The 17,834-nt window shown below is 59.5% G+C and carries 13 protein-coding genes; 9 read left to right on the plus strand and 4 right to left on the minus strand.

Annotated elements, in window-relative coordinates:
* The first annotated feature begins 94 nt into the window (after positions 1–94).
* From topA to rpmG, 5 genes are all read left to right on the plus strand, one after another.
* Positions 95–2,749, plus strand: coding sequence for a type I DNA topoisomerase (gene topA, locus FHT77_RS20890; protein ID WP_183756887.1), 2,655 nt, complete (start codon positions 95–97; stop codon positions 2,747–2,749).
* Positions 2,746–5,118, plus strand: coding sequence for a ribonuclease R (gene rnr / locus FHT77_RS20895; protein ID WP_183756816.1), 2,373 nt, complete (start codon positions 2,746–2,748; stop codon positions 5,116–5,118). The genes topA and rnr overlap by 4 nt, the downstream gene beginning before the upstream one ends.
* 32 nt (positions 5,119–5,150) lie before the next feature.
* A complete protein-coding gene (locus FHT77_RS20900; RefSeq protein WP_183756817.1) occupies positions 5,151–5,603 on the plus strand; it encodes a DUF983 domain-containing protein in 453 nt (150 codons plus the stop codon).
* Between the two features lie 263 nt (positions 5,604–5,866).
* On the plus strand, positions 5,867–7,054 hold the full coding sequence (locus FHT77_RS20905) for an MFS transporter (RefSeq protein WP_183756818.1): 1,188 nt from the start codon (positions 5,867–5,869) through the stop codon (positions 7,052–7,054).
* A 93-nt stretch (positions 7,055–7,147) separates the two neighbouring features.
* The gene (gene rpmG / locus FHT77_RS20910; protein WP_003587245.1) at positions 7,148–7,315 is read left to right on the plus strand and encodes a 50S ribosomal protein L33; all 168 of its coding nucleotides are present in this window, start codon (positions 7,148–7,150) and stop codon (positions 7,313–7,315) included.
* A gap of 687 nt (positions 7,316–8,002) precedes the next feature.
* On the opposite strand, the gene FHT77_RS20915 is transcribed toward rpmG, so the two are convergent.
* Entirely contained in the window at positions 8,003–9,373 is a 1,371-nt protein-coding gene (locus tag FHT77_RS20915; protein WP_183756819.1) for a PleD family two-component system response regulator, read from the minus strand.
* Between the two features lie 18 nt (positions 9,374–9,391).
* Entirely contained in the window at positions 9,392–9,763 is a 372-nt protein-coding gene (locus tag FHT77_RS20920) for a response regulator (protein WP_007531841.1), read from the minus strand.
* Between the two features lie 132 nt (positions 9,764–9,895).
* Here FHT77_RS20920 and FHT77_RS20925 point away from each other — a divergent pair, with 132 nt between their 5' ends.
* Both FHT77_RS20925 and FHT77_RS20930 read left to right on the plus strand, forming a co-directional pair.
* Positions 9,896–10,204: a DUF3572 domain-containing protein gene (locus tag FHT77_RS20925; protein ID WP_183756820.1), complete on the plus strand. Its 309-nt coding sequence runs from the start codon at positions 9,896–9,898 to the stop codon at positions 10,202–10,204.
* 2 nt (positions 10,205–10,206) lie between these two features.
* Positions 10,207–10,878 carry a hypothetical protein gene (locus FHT77_RS20930; RefSeq protein WP_183756821.1) on the plus strand — a complete coding sequence of 224 codons (672 nt, stop codon included), beginning with the start codon at positions 10,207–10,209 and terminating at the stop codon, positions 10,876–10,878.
* Here the strand turns inward: FHT77_RS20930 and FHT77_RS20935 are convergent.
* On the minus strand, positions 10,853–11,440 hold the full coding sequence (locus FHT77_RS20935; protein ID WP_183756822.1) for a GNAT family N-acetyltransferase: 588 nt from the start codon (positions 11,438–11,440) through the stop codon (positions 10,853–10,855). The two genes, FHT77_RS20930 and FHT77_RS20935, sit on opposite strands and share 26 nt — an antisense overlap.
* A 45-nt stretch (positions 11,441–11,485) precedes the next feature.
* On the opposite strand from FHT77_RS20935, the gene FHT77_RS20940 reads away from it, so the two are divergent.
* Together FHT77_RS20940 and FHT77_RS20945 are read left to right on the plus strand one after the other, a co-directional pair.
* Positions 11,486–12,805: a DNA polymerase IV gene (locus tag FHT77_RS20940; protein ID WP_183756823.1), complete on the plus strand. Its 1,320-nt coding sequence runs from the start codon at positions 11,486–11,488 to the stop codon at positions 12,803–12,805.
* A 94-nt stretch (positions 12,806–12,899) separates the two neighbouring features.
* Entirely contained in the window at positions 12,900–14,135 is a 1,236-nt protein-coding gene (locus tag FHT77_RS20945) for a L,D-transpeptidase family protein (protein WP_183756824.1), read from the plus strand.
* Between the two features lie 2 nt (positions 14,136–14,137).
* On the opposite strand, the gene dnaE is transcribed toward FHT77_RS20945, so the two are convergent.
* On the minus strand, positions 14,138–17,638 hold the full coding sequence (gene dnaE, locus FHT77_RS20950; RefSeq protein ID WP_183756825.1) for a DNA polymerase III subunit alpha: 3,501 nt from the start codon (positions 17,636–17,638) through the stop codon (positions 14,138–14,140).
* Between the last annotated feature and the right edge of the window lie 196 nt (positions 17,639–17,834).

Raw genomic sequence — 17,834 nt, forward strand, 5'->3', positions numbered from 1 at the left:
ATTCCCTGTCCATGTCGAAGAGCCGGCTATCTGGGCACGGCAGGGATTCCATCTGCTTATCCGCCGGCTTGGCACGTTTTTTTAGAGAATCATGATGAATGTTGTAGTGGTAGAATCGCCTGCCAAGGCTAAGACGATCAACAAGTATCTGGGCTCCGGATACAAGGTGCTCGCCTCCTTTGGCCATGTCCGCGATCTGCCTGCCAAAGACGGCTCGGTTCTTCCGGATCAGGATTTCGAGATGTTGTGGGAGGTCGATGGCGCATCGGCCAAGCGGATCAAGGACATCGCCGATGCGGTGAAGTCGTCCGACAGCCTATTCCTCGCAACCGACCCGGATCGCGAGGGTGAAGCGATTTCCTGGCACGTCCTCGACATGCTGAACAAGAAGCGCGTCCTGAGCGGCAAGACCGTGAAGCGGGTCGTTTTCAATGCGATCACGAAGAAGGCCGTCCTCGATGCCATGGCCGAGCCACGCGACATCGACGTGCCGCTTGTCGATGCGTATCTCGCTCGCCGTGCCCTCGACTATCTCGTCGGTTTCAACTTGTCGCCGGTTCTCTGGCGCAAGCTGCCGGGTGCACGTTCGGCCGGCCGCGTTCAGTCGGTAGCGCTGCGTCTGGTGTGCGATCGCGAATCGGAAATCGAGCGCTTCATCTCCGAGGAGTACTGGAACCTCTCGGCTCTCCTGAAGACGCCACGGGGCGACGAGTTCGAAGCAAAACTGGTTGCAGCGAATGGCAAGCGGTTGCAGGCTCGTTCGATCGGAAACGGCGAAGAAGCCGGCAAGCTCAAGGCCCTTCTGGAAGGCGCGAGCTATGCCGTCGACACGGTCGAGGCAAAGCCGGTCAAGCGCAACCCGGGACCACCCTTCACAACCTCCACACTGCAGCAGGCGGCGTCCTCGAAGCTCGGCTTTTCGGCGTCGCGGACCATGCAGGTTGCCCAGAAGCTTTACGAGGGTGTCGACATCGGCGGCGAGACGGTCGGTCTGATCACCTACATGCGTACGGACGGCGTTCAGATGGCGCCCGAAGCCATCGATGCCGCGCGGAGCGCAATCGTCGATCAATTCGGCCAACGCTATCTGCCGGAGAAGGCTCGCTTCTATTCCACCAAGGCCAAGAACGCCCAGGAAGCACACGAGGCGATCCGCCCGACCGATTTCAATCGCTCGCCCGACCGCGTGCGGCAGTTCCTCGATGCCGACCAGTTAAGGCTTTACGACCTTGTCTGGAAGCGCGGCATCGCGAGCCAGATGGCCTCGGCTGAAATCGAGCGGACCACGGCTGAGATCACCGCCGACAACAAGGGCGAGAAAGCCGGTCTGCGCGCTGTCGGCTCGGTGATCCGTTTCGACGGCTTCATCGCCGCCTATACCGACCAGAAGGAAGACGGCGAACAGAGCGACGACGGTGACGAGGATGGTCGTCTGCCCGAGATCAATGCCCGCGAGAACCTCGCAAAGCAGAAGATCAATTCGACCCAGCACTTCACCGAACCGCCGCCGCGCTATTCGGAAGCATCGCTAATCAAGAAGATGGAAGAGCTCGGCATTGGGCGTCCGTCGACTTACGCTGCGACGCTGGCGACTTTGCGCGATCGCGAATACGTCACCATCGACAAGCGCAAGCTCATTCCGCAGGCCAAAGGCCGGCTGGTGACGGCCTTCCTCGAAAGCTTCTTCACCAAATACGTCGAATACGATTTCACCGCTGATCTTGAAGAGAAGCTAGACCGGATCTCGGCCGGGGAGCTGAACTGGAAGCAGGTGCTGCGCGATTTCTGGAAGGATTTCTTCTCCCAGATCGAGGATACGAAGGAACTGCGCGTCACCAACGTTCTCGACTCGCTTAACGAAGCGCTGGCGCCACTCGTTTTCCCGAAGCGGGAAGATGGCGGCGACCCGCGCATCTGCCAGGTTTGCGGCACAGGCAACCTTTCGCTGAAGCTCGGAAAGTACGGCGCCTTCGTCGGTTGCTCGAACTATCCCGAATGCAACTATACACGTCAGCTTTCATCCGAAGGTGGTTCGGAAGCCGAAGGCGTTGCGCTGAACGAGCCGAAGAACCTCGGTACCGATCCGGTGACCGGCGAAGAGCTTACGCTGCGTTCGGGCCGCTTCGGCCCCTACATCCAGCGCGGTGATGGCAAGGAAGCAAAGCGTTCCTCGCTGCCGAAGGGCTGGAAGCCCGAGGATATGGACTACGAGAAGGCGATGGCGCTGATTTCGCTGCCACGCGATATCGGCAAGCATCCGGAAACCGGCAAGATGATTTCTTCCGGCATCGGTCGCTATGGGCCGTTCCTGTTGCATGACGGCGGCTACGCCAACCTCGAAAGCGTCGAAGACGTCTTCTCGATCGGCCTCAACCGCGCCGTGACCGTGATTGCCGACAAGGCGAGCAAGGGCCCTGCCGGACGCGGCCGGACTGCAGCGGCAGCGTTGAAGGAACTGGGCGACCATCCGGATGGCGGCGCGATCACCGTTCGCGACGGCAAGTATGGTCCCTATGTGAACTGGGGCAAGGTCAATGCCACCCTGCCGAAGGGCACCGATCCCCAGGCCCTGACTGTCGAGGAAGCGCTGGCGCTCATCGCCGCCAAGGCAGGCAAGGCACCGGCATCGAAGAGCAAGGCAAAGCCGAAGGCGAAAACCGCCTCGGCTGAAACCAAGACGAAGACCGCCGCCAAGCCGAAGACGACCAAAGCCAAGGCGCCGGCAAAGACGAAGAAGAGCGAAGAGTGAGCAAAATCCCGCGGGAAAGAACGAAGGGCATGGGCAAGCGTCCCGGCAAGATCGGACGCGCCAGCCAGCAACCCGCAGCCGAACCGCTGAACATCGCCCACGGGGCCCTGCCCTCCCGCGAAGTGATTCTGCGCTTTATCGCCGACCATCCGCAGAAGGCGTCGAAGCGCGAGCTCGCGAAGGCCTTCGGACTGAAAGGCGACAACCGCGTCGAGCTGAAGCACCTCCTGCGCGAACTGGAGCAGGAAGGAATGCTCCAGAAGACGCGCAAGTCGCTGATTCGGCCGGGCGCCCTGCCGCCCGTCACAGTGCTCGACATCACGACCCGCGACAAGGACGGCGAACTGATCGGCCGTCCGGCGGAGTGGCCGGAGGAGATGGGGGTTGCGCCCGCAGTCGCCATCCGCCAGTCGACATCGGCAGCAGGTCGCAACGGCAAGGGCAAGGCTCCCGTTGCCGGTATGGGCGACCGCATCCTGGCGAAGATCTTTCCGGCCTCTGATCGCGGCGGTCCGGCCTACACCGCGCGCATCATCAAGATTTTGGACAAGCGCCGCGGCGCACTGCTCGGCGTCTTCAAGGATGCACCTGGTGGTGCCGGTCGTCTGCTGCCGATCGAGCGGCGGGGCGAGGAAATGGTGATCGACCCCGAGTACAAGGGCGAGGCCAAGGACGGCGATCTTGTCGAGGTCGAGGTTGCCCGTCTCGGTCGATTCGGCCTGCCGCGTGCCAAAGTGCTCTCGATCATCGGCTCCGTCGCATCCGAAAAGGCGATCTCGATGATCGCCATCCATGCCCATGGCATCCCTTATACATTCCCGCCTGCCGTCGTCGCCGAAGCCGACGATGCCAAGCCCGCGACGATGTCGCATCGCGAGGACTGGCGCGATGTGCCGCTGATCACCATCGATCCGGCTGACGCCAAGGACCATGACGACGCCGTCTACGCCGAGGCAGACCCGTCGCCCGACAATCCGGATGGCGTCATCGTTACCGTCGCTATCGCCGACGTCTCCTATTACGTTCGCCCGAACTCTCCGCTCGATCGCGAAGCGCTGAAGCGCGGCAACTCGGTCTATTTCCCGGACCGGGTGGTGCCGATGCTGCCGGAGCGGATTTCGAACGATCTCTGCTCGTTGAGAGAAGGTCAGGACCGGCCGGCGCTTGCCGTTCGCATGATGTTTTCGAAGGAAGGCCGAAAGATCGGCCATACCTTCCATCGTGTGATGACGAAGAGCGCGGCAAAGCTCTCCTACCAGCAGGCGCAGGCGGCGATCGACGGCACGCCTGACGATAAGACGGGACCGCTTCTCGAACCGATCCTGAAGCCGCTTTGGAATGCCTACCGGATCATGACGCTCGGTCGTGGGCGCCGGCAACCGCTCGAGCTCGACATGCCGGAGCGCAAGATCCTGCTGAAGCCTGACGGCACCGTGGACCGCGTTGTCGTGCCGCCACGCCTCGACGCGCACAAGCTGATCGAAGAAATGATGATCCAGGCCAACGTTTCGGCAGCCGAAACGCTGGAGAAGAAGCGGCAGGTGCTGATCTACCGCATCCATGACGGCCCGACGCTCGCCAAGCAGGAAGTGCTGCGCGAGTTCCTGGCAACGCTTGGCATATCGCTTCCCAAGGGCGGCAACATGCGCGCCAACAATTTCAACATGATCCTCGCCAAGGCGGACGACACGCCGCACCAGACGATGGTCAACGAGATGGTGCTTCGCTCGCAGAGCCAGGCTATCTACAGCCCGGAGAATATCGGGCACTTCGGCCTGAACCTGATGAAATACGCGCACTTCACCTCGCCGATCCGCCGTTATGCTGACCTGATCGTGCATCGTGCGCTGGTCGGCTCGCTCGGTTTCGGTGAAGGCGGGATCACGCCTGATGAAGAAGCCGCACTCGACGATATTGCCGCCGAGATCTCAACCTTCGAACGCCGCGCCATGGCGGCCGAGCGCGAGACGGTCGATCGTCTCATTGCGCATCATCTTGCCGGTCGTGTCGGCGAGGAATTCCAAGGACGCGTATCAGGTGTGACGAAATCGGGACTATTTGTCACCCTCCCGGACTATGGAGCGGATGGCTTCGTTCCTATATCTACGCTCGGAACGGACTACTTCATCTATGATGAGGCGCATCAGGCATTGTCTGGCGAAAAGACCGGGCTTGGGTATCGCCTCGGCGACGACGTCACGGTCAAGCTCGCAGAGGCTATTCCGCTTGCCGGTGCGCTGCGTTTCGAGGTGATCAGCGAAGGGCGAAAGATGCCGACCGCTGTGCGTTCGTTCCATAAGGCTGGCCGGCGCGACGCAAGCCGCGCGCGCAAGCAGGCCGGAACAAGGCCGCCGAGAGGGCGGCGATAGGCGTGTAGGGACGCCGCGAAAGGAAACGGACGATGACGACCACTTCCAGCGACCAGCCAATCCGTTACGGGAGCAGTGAAGAGGTGGAACGTCCGCTCGGCCGTTCTATCAAGCGCGGTATGCTGAACACCTGCCCCAACTGCGGCAGCGGCAAACTGTTCAAGAGCTTCCTGAAGCCGGTGGACAATTGTGCTGCCTGCGGCGAGGCCATGTACCATCATCGCGCGGACGACCTGCCGCCCTATCTTGCCATCGTCATTATCGGCCACCTCATCATCGGTGGCTACATGGCGACTGACCTCGTCTGGCCCATGCCGCTCTGGCTGACCTTTACGATCTGGGCGCCGATCACGGTCCTTGCCGCTCTGCTAATCATCCAGCCAATCAAGGGCGGTGTTATCGGCCTGCAATGGGCACAGCGCATGCACGGCTTCGGCGGGCATGGCGATGACGAGGAATACGAGATTCCCGGCCGCAAGCGGTGAGCACACCCCGCCTTCACCTTCACGACACAATTGACGTGTAGTGGCACGCCCCAACTGCCCTGCTGTTTAACGGCCGCAGGGCGGAATCTTAGGCGTATTCGGTAAGCTTCTTTGATTGAATCAATTCAAGATCATCCAGGTTATTGCCGCCAGCGCGTTTCATCTTGTAAAGCACAGCCGTCACTTGGATCTGGCGCTAACGTGCCTTTCTATGGTGCTTTGCGGTGAGCGATTCTCAGCAGCAAGTCTCTAAGGATGGATACATGTCTCAGCCGCGAAACGGCACAACACCAGGCGATGTCGAGGAAATCCATTGGCCTTCCCTGGTGGCAGCCGTCTCGTCCATCTCGGCTGTCGGCATAGCAATCGGCCTCGGACTTCCGCTTCTCAGCATCATTCTCGAAAAGCGCGGCATTCCCTCGACGCTTATTGGACTGAATACGGCGATGGCCGGCGTTGCCGCAATGGCGGCCGCTCCGATCACCACGAAGCTGGCGCATAAATACGGCGTCGCCCCCACCATGATATGGGCGGTGCTGATTTCAGCAATCAGTGCGCTGGGCTTCTACTACGCCCAGGATTTCTGGATGTGGTTTCCGCTGCGTTTTGCCTTTCACGGCGCAACAACGACGCTGTTCATCCTGTCGGAGTTCTGGATCAACGCAGCCTCGCCGCCCTCCAAACGGGGTTTTGTGCTCGGGATCTACGCCACCGTTCTCTCACTCGGGTTTGCGGGTGGTCCACTGCTCTTCTCAATTCTCGGCAGCGATGGCGTCCTGCCGTTTGCGGTCGGCGCCTGCGCTGTCCTCCTGGCGGCCATTCCGATCTATATCGCACGATACGAAAGCCCGATTCTCGAAGAGAAGCCCGAACTCCACTTCATGCGCTATGTCTTCCTGGTGCCAACGGCAACGGCTGCAGTCTTCATCTTCGGCGCGGTCGAAGCCGGTGGCCTCGCTCTCTTCCCCATCTATGCCGTGCGGGCCTCCTTTACCGAAACACAGGCCGCCTTGCTGTTAACGGTTATGGGCATCGGTAACGTGATCTTCCAGATTCCGGTCGGTCTTCTTTCGGACCGCATGAAGGACAAAAGACCGCTGCTGGCCGCGATGGCCTTCATGGGACTAATCGGCTCCTTGATGCTTCCGCTCCTCGCGCACAGCTGGATTTTGATGGCCACGGTGCTGCTTTTTTGGGGTGGCTGTGTGGCAGGTCTCTATACGGTAGGGCTCAGTCACCTGGGTTCGCGTCTGACCGGTTCCGACCTCGCGGCAGCCAACGCGGCGTTCGTATTCTGTTACGCTGTCGGCACCGTGGCCGGACCGCAGGTGATAGGCGCAGCGATCGACGTTGCCGGCAACAACGGTTTTGCTTGGGCGATCGCTGGATTCTTCGGTCTTTATGCCCTGCTTTCCTCCATCAGACTGCTTTTCCTCCGAAAGCGGGCTTGACTTTTCGAGCGGGATTCGTAGTTTCGCGCCAGAATTTGCCGTGGAGCCAATCCGGCCTGCCACGGCTTTCATTTTATTGAAGGCAGGACGACCATGGCCAAGGCTACCACAATCAAGATCAAGCTTCTGTCGACGGCCGACACCGGTTTCTTCTACGTCACGACGAAGAACAGCCGTACGATGACCGACAAGATGACGAAGACCAAGTATGACCCGATTGCTAAGAAGCACGTCGAGTTCAAGGAAACCAAGATCAAGTAATCACCTGATCTGACGTTCTTCAAAAAGGCGCGCGCCTACGGCTGCGTGCCTTTTTGTTTGCCGGCTCCACGGGTTCGGTCTCGATGTCAGAAACAGAAACGCCGTCCTTCCCGAAAATGCGGAACGGACGGCGTTTTCTTGAAAGGGGGTCGACCAGCAAGCAACGCGGCACGAGGAACCGCTGAATGTTGCAAACCAGCCGACCGACCCCACGACCCAGGAGATGCGGCGGACCTGAGCATCATGGGGTATCTCGGACTCCTCACACGGAGTGCTTATCTCTTATGTGCCGATAATTTGCTCGAAAATGAAAGAAAATCAACAAATTCTTAATGGTTAGATTTCCGAGGTTGATTTTATGGTTAAAAGTACGGCTTTGGGACAGCTTTTAGACCGCCGAATCGGATACATTGGCAAGAATAGCGCCAAATTGGCAAAGAAGGGCGGAACTATAGACCAATAGTATTAGCCTACTTGGCCGCGGCCAGCAGGTCAGTTCGCGTCACTATTTCCGTATAATGCCGGCTAATATGATTAATCCTCACATCTGCCCTAGGCCGGCGACGGATCTGCTTGTGACGATATCGAATGCCAATAAATCAACGGTTCAAGCGACCGGCTATGCAGTCAAATTACTTGGCTGGTTCGCAGCTGTGGATGACACGAAATGTGTCATGGAAGCGTTATTCAAGCCGCCGCGACGACACGATTCCGGCCGCCCGTTTTTGCTTCATACAGTGCGAGATCGGCCTGCTTCATCAACTGTCCTGGAGTGATGACGGAGGAGATCCGTGACGAAATTCCGAACGAAGCGGTAACGCTCAATTCCTGCCCTGATGACTTCAGCAAGAACGGCACTGTCTCGACCGCGGAACGCAGCCGCTCCGCGACAGCCGCGGCTATCTCGGGCGACGTGTCAGGCATGACGACCACGAATTCTTCGCCACCATAGCGGCAGGCAAGATCGGCACCGCGGACGGTGGAGCGAATGCGGCTCGCAAACTCCCGCAGCACATCATCGCCGGCATCGTGCCCGTAAGTGTCGTTGACCTGTTTGAAGCGATCGATGTCGGTGATCAAAACGGACAGCGGGCGGCCCCGTGCCATCGATCGATTGAAGAGTGTGCTCAGGTGATTATCCAGGTAGCGACGGTTGCTGAGCCCGGTCAGTGGATCTGTGACCGCGAGTTCGATTGTCTGCTTCACGCTTGCGCGCAGGCGATCATTGTAACGCTTGCGGCGCATTTGCGTGAGGCTGCGGGCCACCAGTTCGTTGGGATCGACCGGCCTTGCGATATAGTCGTTGACGCCGAGTTCCAGCGCCCGGATCACCATGTCGTCATCGCCCTGCTCGGTGATGATCAGGATGGGCAGAAAACGCGTGCGCTCCAGCGAGCGAAGCTGAGAGCACAGGCGGAGCGGATCGTAGTCGTCAAAGTTGGCATTGACGATGACCAGCTCAAACGGATTTTCCGAGGCCTCGAAGAGCGCGGCTTGTGGGTCCGAAATCGCCGAGACATCGGCGACAGGCTTCAGGGCCTTGATGATGCGCTCCTGGGAATTGGCACGCCCATCAACCAGCAGCACTTGGCCGGATTCATCGCTCCGCCCCTCGCCCGAACGGAGCAGCTCGTCGATCCCCATTGTATGGGCAGTCTCGGCGCGAATGCGCAGTTCGTCGCTGAGTGTCTTCAGCCGCAAGAGGCTCTTCACTCGGGAGATAAGTTGAAGGTCGTTGACCGGCTTGGTGAGAAAATCATCGGCGCCGGCCTTAAGGCCACGCACGCGATCGGTCGGTTGATCCAATGCGGTCACCATGACCACAGGTATGTGCGAGGTCTTTGGATTGGCTTTCAGCCGCTCGCACACTTCGAAGCCGTCCATCCCTGGCATCATGATATCGAGAAGGACGAGATCGACCTGGTTGCGCTCGCAGATTGCCAGCGCCTGATAGCCATCGCCCGCGGTCAGAACGTCGAAATACTCGGCAACTAGCCGAGCCTCGAGTAACTTTACGTTGGCCGGAATGTCATCAACCACGAGAATGCGCGCAGTCATAGGCTTCTTTCCGATGCGTCAGGCATCGCCCAGATAGGTCTTGATCGTCTCAATGAATTTAGGAACGGAAATAGGTTTGGAGACATAGGCCTCGCAACCGCCTTGGCGAATGCGCTCCTCGTCCCCCTTCATGGCAAATGCTGTAACGGCGATAACGGGAATGACGTGCAGATCATCGTCTTCCTTCAGCCATTTGGTGACCTCGAGACCAGAAACCTCGGGGAGTTGAATATCCATCAAGATCAAATCGGGTCGGTATTTGCGCGCGAGATCGAGCGCTTCCATACCGTTTCGGGTCTGAATCGTCGTGTAGCCGGACGCCTCGATAAGGTCGCGAAAGAGCTTCATGTTGAGCTCGTTATCTTCTACAATCATAACCTGCTTGGGCATGACACGCGTCCTACGTCTGTTCTGGTACCGCTTCCCCGCATGAAGAAGACTTCTGCGATGGCATGGTTCCATAGAACCGATGGCTGCACACTATCGGTATTTGGTTGAAAAATAGGTAACTTACCCAGAGAAATGCAAAGCAACTTCAAGACTTCGAAACAACTCGCTGCCGATCCGCAGCAGACCGCGATCGCCGTGCTTGCCTGGCTTGCCAACGAACCGGATTTGTTCGGCCGTTTCCTTGCCTTGACCGGCGTCGATCCGGAACAGGTGCGCCACGCGATCAACGATCCTGGGTTTCTTTCCGGTATGATGGACTTCATCATGCAGCACGAGCCAACGGCGATGGCCTTTTGCCAGGCGACCGGCACCGCGCCCGACGCATTGAATGCGGCATGGCTGCATTTTTCGCCGCCGGGACTTGGCTCGGGAGAATATTGAGCATGGATTTTGCAACTAGCGTCAGCCAGGTGCGCCTCGCCGACCGGCCTTTGGTCGTCTGCGACATTGACGAAGTGGTCCTTGAGTTCCTCACTCCGTTTACCGCTTTCCTGCGCTCGCACAGCTACGACCTCCTGCCCCGGTCGTTCCGCCTCTACGGCAATATCGTATCGCTCCTCGACGGCAGCGAATTGGACAGAGCCTCGGTCGATTCGTTTGAGGAAATGTTCTTCGCGAACCAGCACCTCTGGCAGAAGCCGGCGGAAAAGGCCGTCGAAACACTGCAGTCGCTTTCGGTCGACGCCGACATCGTCTTCTTGACCGCGATGCCGCCTCGGCACCACGGCATCCGGCGCGAATTTCTCAATCAACTCGACCTCTCTTTCGACCTGATCGCCACCGAGGAGCCCAAGGGCCCTGTCGTGGCAACACTGCATGATCGCCGAAGCCTGCCGGTTGCCTTCATCGATGATATGCAACGCAATCTCCTTTCCGTTGCCGATCATGTGCCCGACTGCCTGCTCCTGACCATGATGGCTAACGCCGACTTCAAGCCGTTCGCGCCGCCGCCTGTTGGAAGCATCGTAGAGGCAGCCGGCTGGGGCCACGCTGCAGAGTTACTAAGGGCACATTTCGCGGCAGATGTTCTCACGAGCGCAAATCCAGCCGCATAAGCGGTCGGCCATCCTTGCGTTTGGCCACGGCCTCGAATCCAGCAGCGTCGAAGATCGCGGTCGATCCGGTACAGAGCGTCACGGACTTAGATTGCTTGACGTGGTCGATCGGACAGCCCTCGACGTAGCGGGCACCGTGGCGCCGCGCATGCTCGATCGCAGCCGCTAGGAGACAATGGCTGAGCCCCTGCCCCCGCAAACGCGACGTCAGGAAGAAACAGCTCACTGCCCAGAATGACGGATCGTGCGCATCCGCATCCTCGACCGGTCGCGAAACCGTCCGCGGCGAATTGAATTGCGGCACGTCGTACCGCGGCCCGACCTGAACCCAGGCGACAGGTTCGTCATCGACATAGGCCAGAATGCCCGGTGGCGGCCCGACGGCTATCCGGCCGAGCATATGCGATTTCCGGTCATCCGGCCCCATTTTGGTGCGGACGGCATGAGGCAAGCGAAGCGCAACACACCAGCAATCATAAAAGGCTCCACGGGGACCGAAGAGCCGTTCGAAGTCAGTCCAACGGTCTGCCGTCACCGGCTCGAAACGGAGATCGATGTCCAATGCAAACCTCCCGGCCTCTCTTGAGACTCAAAAGTTTAGAGGCTAATGTTGCAATGTTCAATCTTTGTTCTCATCATGACACTTGTGAGCGCCACGACATCAGGCTTCTGTCGCGACTGCCTTGCCGAGCAGAAGGCAGAAATGCGCCGCTGCAGGGCCTGCGGTAGTCCCCGTCTTGTACGCCATCAAGAGCTCTACCAGCTGACACTGGCGCACATCGACTGCGACGCCTTCTATGCGACAATCGAGAAACGCGACAATCCAGAGCTTGCCGACAAGCCCGTTATCATCGGCGGCGGCAAGCGTGGGGTGGTCTCGACCGCCTGCTACATTGCCCGCATCCACGGCGTTCGCTCCGCGATGCCGATGTTCAAGGCTTTGGAAGCCTGCCCGCAGGCAGTCGTCATTCGACCTGACATGGAAAAATACGCCAAAGTCGGGCGTGAAGTCCGCACGTTAATGCAGGAGCTGACGCCGCTCGTTCAGCCGCTTTCGATCGACGAGGCATTTCTGGAGCTTGGTGGCACCGAGCGGCTGCATCACGATCCGCCGGCGCGCACGCTTGCCAAGTTCGCGCAACGCATCGAGAAGGAGATCGGCATAACCATCTCCATTGGCCTGTCCTACTGCAAGTTTCTCGCCAAGGTGGCGTCCGACCTGCACAAGCCCCGCGGCTTCTCGGTGATTGGCCGAGAGGAAGCGGTTTCCTTTCTCGCACCCCGACCGGTGACGACAATATGGGGCGTCGGCAAAGCATTTGCGGCCACGCTCGAGGCTGACGGTATCCGCACTATCGGGCAATTGCAGACGATGGAGGAGAACGACCTCATGCGCCGATATGGCAGCATGGGTCAACGACTGGCGCGCCTTTCTCGTGGGATCGACGATCGCGAGGTGCACCTGAACGATGCGGCAAAGAGCGTTTCGTCGGAAACCACCTTCTTCGACGATATTTCCCGCCACGATGAACTCGTTCCGATCCTCCGCAGTCTTTCCGAGAAGGTCGCCTGGCGGCTGAAGAAGCACGATATCGCCGGCCATACGGTGGTTCTGAAAATGAAGACGGCGGACTTCAAACTGCGCACCCGCAATCGCAAGCTCGAAGACCCGACACAACTTGCCGACCGGATCTTCCGCACGGGGCTGGAGCTGCTCGAGAGGGAAACGGACGGGACGAAGTTTCGCTTGATCGGAATCGGCGTGACGGATCTTTGCGATCCCGCTCGCGCCGATCCGCCCGACCTCATCGATGTGCAATCGGGCCGCAGGGCTGCTGCCGAAGCTGCAATGGACAAACTGCGCGACAAGTTCGGCAAAGGCACTGTTCAGACTGGATACACCTTCGGCGGTAAGCGCGATCACTAATATGTGAGCCGTACTCAAGACCCATCATTTCAAGTTTTCATTAAGCTTCGCCGCTTAGGCTGGCGCTTCAGGTATTGCGTATCGGTTGAATCATATGTTGTCGCGTCTCGTCCTTGGCCTCGGCTTGCTGTCGGCCACTGCATTGGTGCACCCCGCGCTCGCGGCGGATGCACGCACGCTGCAAATCTTCGTTTCGAAGGATGCGCAGTCGCTCACGCTCTACGACGGCGCCGAGGTCGTAGCGACCTCCAAAGTGTCGACGGGCAAACCAGGGCATACGACGCCGAGCGGCATCTTTTCCATCATTGAGAAGCAGAGATATCACGAATCCAACATCTATTCGGCTGCGCCGATGCCGTTCATGCAGCGACTGACCTGGTCTGGCATTGCACTTCACGAGTCGAACGCAGTGCCGCGCTACCCTGCATCACACGGTTGCGTTCGCATGCCGGCAACCTTTGCCAAGCAGCTCTACAAGATGACGGCGATGGGGGTGCCGGTTGTCATAGCCGACGCCGAATTGACACCTGAAGCAATCGATCATCCGACGCTCTTCCGGCCGGACACGCCGGCGTCCCCAGCGCTGCTGTCCGATGCTGCTCTGCGACCAGCGATCGGGCAGATGCCCGTTCAGGTCGCCATGAACGACGTCGAAATGTCGTCTCAGGAGACCCCGACCGCAACCAGGCCTGCAAACGACACGCCGATCCGCATTCTCATAACGCGCCGCAGTCAACGAGAGGAAGTCCTCGACCTCCAAACCTACCTCAACGAGCTGGGATTTGCAGTGGGTGAACCCGACGGTCTCCTCGGCACGGCAACGCTGCAGGCGATCAGCGATTTCAAGTTGAAGTATCCGGTTGAACCGACGGCAGACAAGTCACCAATGAGTGACATCCTCCTCAAGGCCGTCTATGCCGCGGCTGGCAAGGGAACGCCACCGAACGGCGTCATCATGATCCGCCAAGGATTCCAGACCGTTCTTGAAGAGCCGATCTCGATCGCAAACCCCGGCCTCGCGCTCGGCACGCATTTCTTCTTTGTCCATGACGTCGATTTCGAAACCGGCTCGGCGGCCTGGATGGGTGCGACCCTTCCCAACACACTCTCGCGCGCAACCATGACAAGGCTTGGTATTAGCAGTCTCGAGAGCTCGATCATATCAGGCACGCCGATCGCCAACGCATTAAACCGTATCGATATTCCGGAGGAGACGCGGCACAAGATCAACGCGATGTTGACCTCAGGATCAACATTGACGATCTCCGATACCGGCCTCGGACCCGAGACCGGCAAGGGAACGGACTTCATTACCCTCACAAGGGGTTGACGTCAGACCAGTTCAACGTCGATGACGCCGGGTGCAGCGCGAAGCGCGGCGGCAATCTCGGGCGTGATGCGATACTTCTGCGGAAGCTCGACCTCCACCTCGCGCTTGCCCTCCTCCTTGATGACGATGAAGGAAACCAGGCCATCGCCCTTGGCGTTCAGGTGTGCAGCGACGGCGCGCAGCGGCCCGGAATCGCGCACATAGACGCGCAGAGCCTTCTGCATCTGCAGAGACTTCTCCTCAAGCGATTGTATCGTCTGCAAGCGAAGGCCGATGCCTTCCGGCCGTTCCTCCCCCGTCGCCGTAATGACGAAGGACTTCCCGGATTCCAACACGTCACGGTATTGGTTCAGCATCTCGGAGAATAGGACGGCTTCGAACTGCCCAGAGGAATCTGAGAACACGATGATGCCCATCTTGTTGCCGGTTCGCGTCTTGCGCTCCTGCTTCGAGATGACGGTGCCCGCGAGGCGGCCGTTGCTCGCTCCCTGCTTCACTGCGGCCGAAAACTCCGCAAAGGTCTGAACGCGCATCTTCTGCAGAATGCTCTGATAGCTGTCGAGCGGATGCGCCGTCAGATAGAAGCCAAGGACCTGAAACTCCTTGAGCAGCTTCTCCGAGGCCAGCCATGGCGAAAACGGCGGCAGCGAGATTTTCTCCGGGCCTGACGACAAAGCACTACCGAAGATATCGGACTGGCCGCTCAGCTTGTTTTCCTGCGCACGCTGGGCATAGCCCATGATCCGATCGAGGCCGCCTGCCAGCTGCGCGCGATCGAGCCCAAAGCAATCGAAGGCGCCGGCGAAGATCAGGCTTTCGAGCACGCGGCGGTTTACCTGCTTGGGATCGATGCGCAGGCAGAAATCCTCAAGGCTTGCAAATAGCGTGTCGCCACGGACCTCGACGATATGATCGACGGCCGCCTCGCCGACACCCTTCAGCGCCGCCAGCGCGTAGTAGATTCGGTTGTCGCCGGTTTCGAAGTGGCGGAAAGAGGTCTGAACCGACGGCGGAATCACCTCGATCTCGAGGCGCTTGGCGTCTTGGCGGAAGTCGTTGACCTTTTCGGTATTCGACATATCGAGCGTCATCGAGGCGGCGAGGAACTCGACCGGGTAATGCGCCTTCATGTAGGCGGTCTGATAGGAGACGATCGCGTAGGCGGCGGCGTGCGACTTGTTGAAGCCGTAGTTCGCGAACTTTGCGAGCAGCTCGAAGATATTGTCAGCCTGCGGCTTCGAGACGCCGTTCTTCACGGCACCGACGACGAAGCGTTCGCGCTGCTGGTCCATCTCCGCCTTGATCTTCTTACCCATGGCACGGCGCAGAAGGTCGGCTTCGCCGAGCGAGTAGCCCGACAGCACCTGGGCGATCTGCATCACCTGTTCCTGGTAGACGATAACGCCCTGCGTTTCCTTGAGCAGGTAATCGATCGTCGGATGGATCGACTCGATCTCCTCCTCGCCGTGCTTGCGGGCGTTGTAGGTCGGGATGTTCTCCATTGGACCCGGACGGTAGAGGGCCACGAGCGCGATGATGTCCTCGATGCAGTCCGGCTTCATGCCGATCAGCGCCTTGCGCATTCCCGCACTTTCCACCTGGAACACGCCGACGGTTTCGCCGCGCGAGAGCATCTCGTAGGTCAGCTTGTCGTCGAGCGGGATCGATGCAAGGTCGACCTTGATGCCGCGCTTGGCGACGAAATCGACGGCGACCTTCAACGTCGTTAGTGTCTTCAGCCCGAGGAAGTCGAACTTGACCAGGCCGGCCTGCTCGACCCACTTCATGTTGAACTGCGTGACCGGCATGTCGGACCGCGGATCGCGGTACATCGGCACCAGCTTCGACAGCGGACGGTCGCCGATGACGATACCGGCAGCGTGGGTCGATGCGTGGCGGTAGAGACCTTCGATCTTCTGTGCGATATCGAGCAGGCGGGCGACGACGGGCTCCTTGTCGGCCTCTTCCTGCAGTTTCGGCTCTTCCTCGATAGCCTTCGACAAAGGCGTCGGATTGGCTGGATTGTTCGGCACCAGCTTACAGATCTTGTCGACCTGACCGTAAGGCATCTCCAGCACGCGGCCGACGTCGCGCAGTGCCGCGCGTGCCTGCAGCGAACCGAAGGTGATGATCTGCGCCACCTGCTCGCGGCCGTATTTGCGCTGCACATAGCGGATCACCTCTTCGCGGCGATCCTGGCAAAAGTCGATGTCGAAGTCCGGCATCGAGACGCGTTCCGGGTTGAGGAAGCGTTCGAAGAGCAACGAGAAACGCAGCGGATCAACGTCAGTGATGGTCAGCGCGTAGGCGACGAGCGAGCCCGCACCCGAGCCACGACCCGGGCCGACAGGGATGTCATGCTGCTTTGCCCATTTGATGAAGTCCGAAACGATGAGGAAGTAGCCAGGGAACTTCATGCGCTCGATAACGCTGAGTTCGAATTCCAGGCGTTCCCGGTAGTCCTTCTCCTCATAGCCGGGCGACATGCCGAGTGTGGCCAGGCGATTGTCCAGCCCCTCCTCTGCCTGCCTGCGCAATTCCAGAGCCTCTTCGCGTTCGGCCTCCTCGGGATCGGCCGTCGCGCCGGTGAAGCGCGGCAAGATCGGCTTGCGTGTCTTCAGGATGAAGGAGCAGCGCCGGGCGATCTCGACGGTATTTTCCAAGGCTTCAGGCAGGTCCGCGAACAGCTTGGCCATTTCGGCGCGGCTCTTCAGGTAGTGATCGGGTGTCAGGCGGAATCGGGTATCATCCGAGACAATGGCGTTGTGGGCGACGGCCATCAGGGCGTCGTGCGCATCATAGTCCTCACGGGTCGGGAAGAAGGCTTCATTGGTGGCGACCAGCGGCAGGTCATACTCGTAGGCAAGGCCGACCACCTTCTGCTCGTGGCGCTTGTCGTAGGTGCCGTGCCGCTGCAGTTCCACATAAAGCCGGTCGCCGAAATGACGCTTCAGCAGCAGAAGGCGTGCTTCCGCCTGAGCGGTATGCCCGTCCTTAAGCGCCATGTCGATCGGCCCCGTCAAGGCGCCGGTCAGAGCGATCAGACCGCCGGTACCGATGTCATCGAGCCAAGAGGCGCGAATGTGAATCGATTGACCGTTGCCCTCGCCGCCGAGATAGGCGCGGCTGACAAGGTCCACCAATCGCTCGTAGCCGGCATCGGTGGCCGCCAAGAGCACCAGCGACGGGAGCTTGACGAGTGCCTGCTGGCTGCCTCGCCGTTCCGTCTCAAGACCGTCTTCCATATCGATCGAGACCTGGCAGCCAATGATCGGCTGCAGCCCCTCATCCATCGCCTTCTGCGAAAATTCGAGGGCGACGAACAGATTGTTCGTATCGGTGATCGCGATCGCCGGCTGACTGTCGCCCGACGCCTTGTAGAGAATCTTCTTGAGTGGCAGCGCGCCTTCAAGCAGCGAGTACGCTGAGTGAACCCGGAGGTGAACGAAGCCTGGCGTGCCACCGATAAAACCGCTTGCCGCGTCTTTCTCCGCACCCGCCATAACATGCCTTCCAATCACCTGAATCAATCAGGTCTATTCTCAGCATTGAGGGGTCGATGTCCAGAGAAGCGATCGGGTTCGGACCGCATGGCAGCCATGCGGTCCCCTGAATTCTTACATTGCCATGCAGATCAGCGAGAAGCTGGCAACGAACATTGCGATGGAGGTGAATGCTGCGATATCACGGATCATGTCA

The organism is Rhizobium sp. BK181 (genome assembly GCF_014193305.1).
Lineage (GTDB): Bacteria > Pseudomonadota > Alphaproteobacteria > Rhizobiales > Rhizobiaceae > Rhizobium.

Excerpts from the sequence above, each read along its gene's own strand:
- topA (WP_183756887.1), top strand. The coding sequence starts at position 95 with ATGAATGTTGTAGTGGTAGAATCGCCTGCCAAGGCTAAGACGATCAAC.
- FHT77_RS20900 (WP_183756817.1), top strand. The coding sequence starts at position 5,151 with ATGACGACCACTTCCAGCGACCAGCCAATCCGTTACGGGAGCAGTGAA.
- FHT77_RS20905 (WP_183756818.1), top strand. The coding sequence starts at position 5,867 with ATGTCTCAGCCGCGAAACGGCACAACACCAGGCGATGTCGAGGAAATC.
- rpmG (WP_003587245.1), top strand. The coding sequence starts at position 7,148 with ATGGCCAAGGCTACCACAATCAAGATCAAGCTTCTGTCGACGGCCGAC.
- FHT77_RS20915 (WP_183756819.1), bottom strand. The coding sequence starts at position 9,373 with ATGACTGCGCGCATTCTCGTGGTTGATGACATTCCGGCCAACGTAAAG.
- FHT77_RS20920 (WP_007531841.1), bottom strand. The coding sequence starts at position 9,763 with ATGCCCAAGCAGGTTATGATTGTAGAAGATAACGAGCTCAACATGAAG.
- FHT77_RS20925 (WP_183756820.1), top strand. The coding sequence starts at position 9,896 with ATGCAAAGCAACTTCAAGACTTCGAAACAACTCGCTGCCGATCCGCAG.
- FHT77_RS20930 (WP_183756821.1), top strand. The coding sequence starts at position 10,207 with ATGGATTTTGCAACTAGCGTCAGCCAGGTGCGCCTCGCCGACCGGCCT.
- FHT77_RS20940 (WP_183756823.1), top strand. The coding sequence starts at position 11,486 with ATGTTGCAATGTTCAATCTTTGTTCTCATCATGACACTTGTGAGCGCC.
- FHT77_RS20945 (WP_183756824.1), top strand. The coding sequence starts at position 12,900 with ATGTTGTCGCGTCTCGTCCTTGGCCTCGGCTTGCTGTCGGCCACTGCA.
- dnaE (WP_183756825.1), bottom strand. The coding sequence starts at position 17,638 with ATGGCGGGTGCGGAGAAAGACGCGGCAAGCGGTTTTATCGGTGGCACG.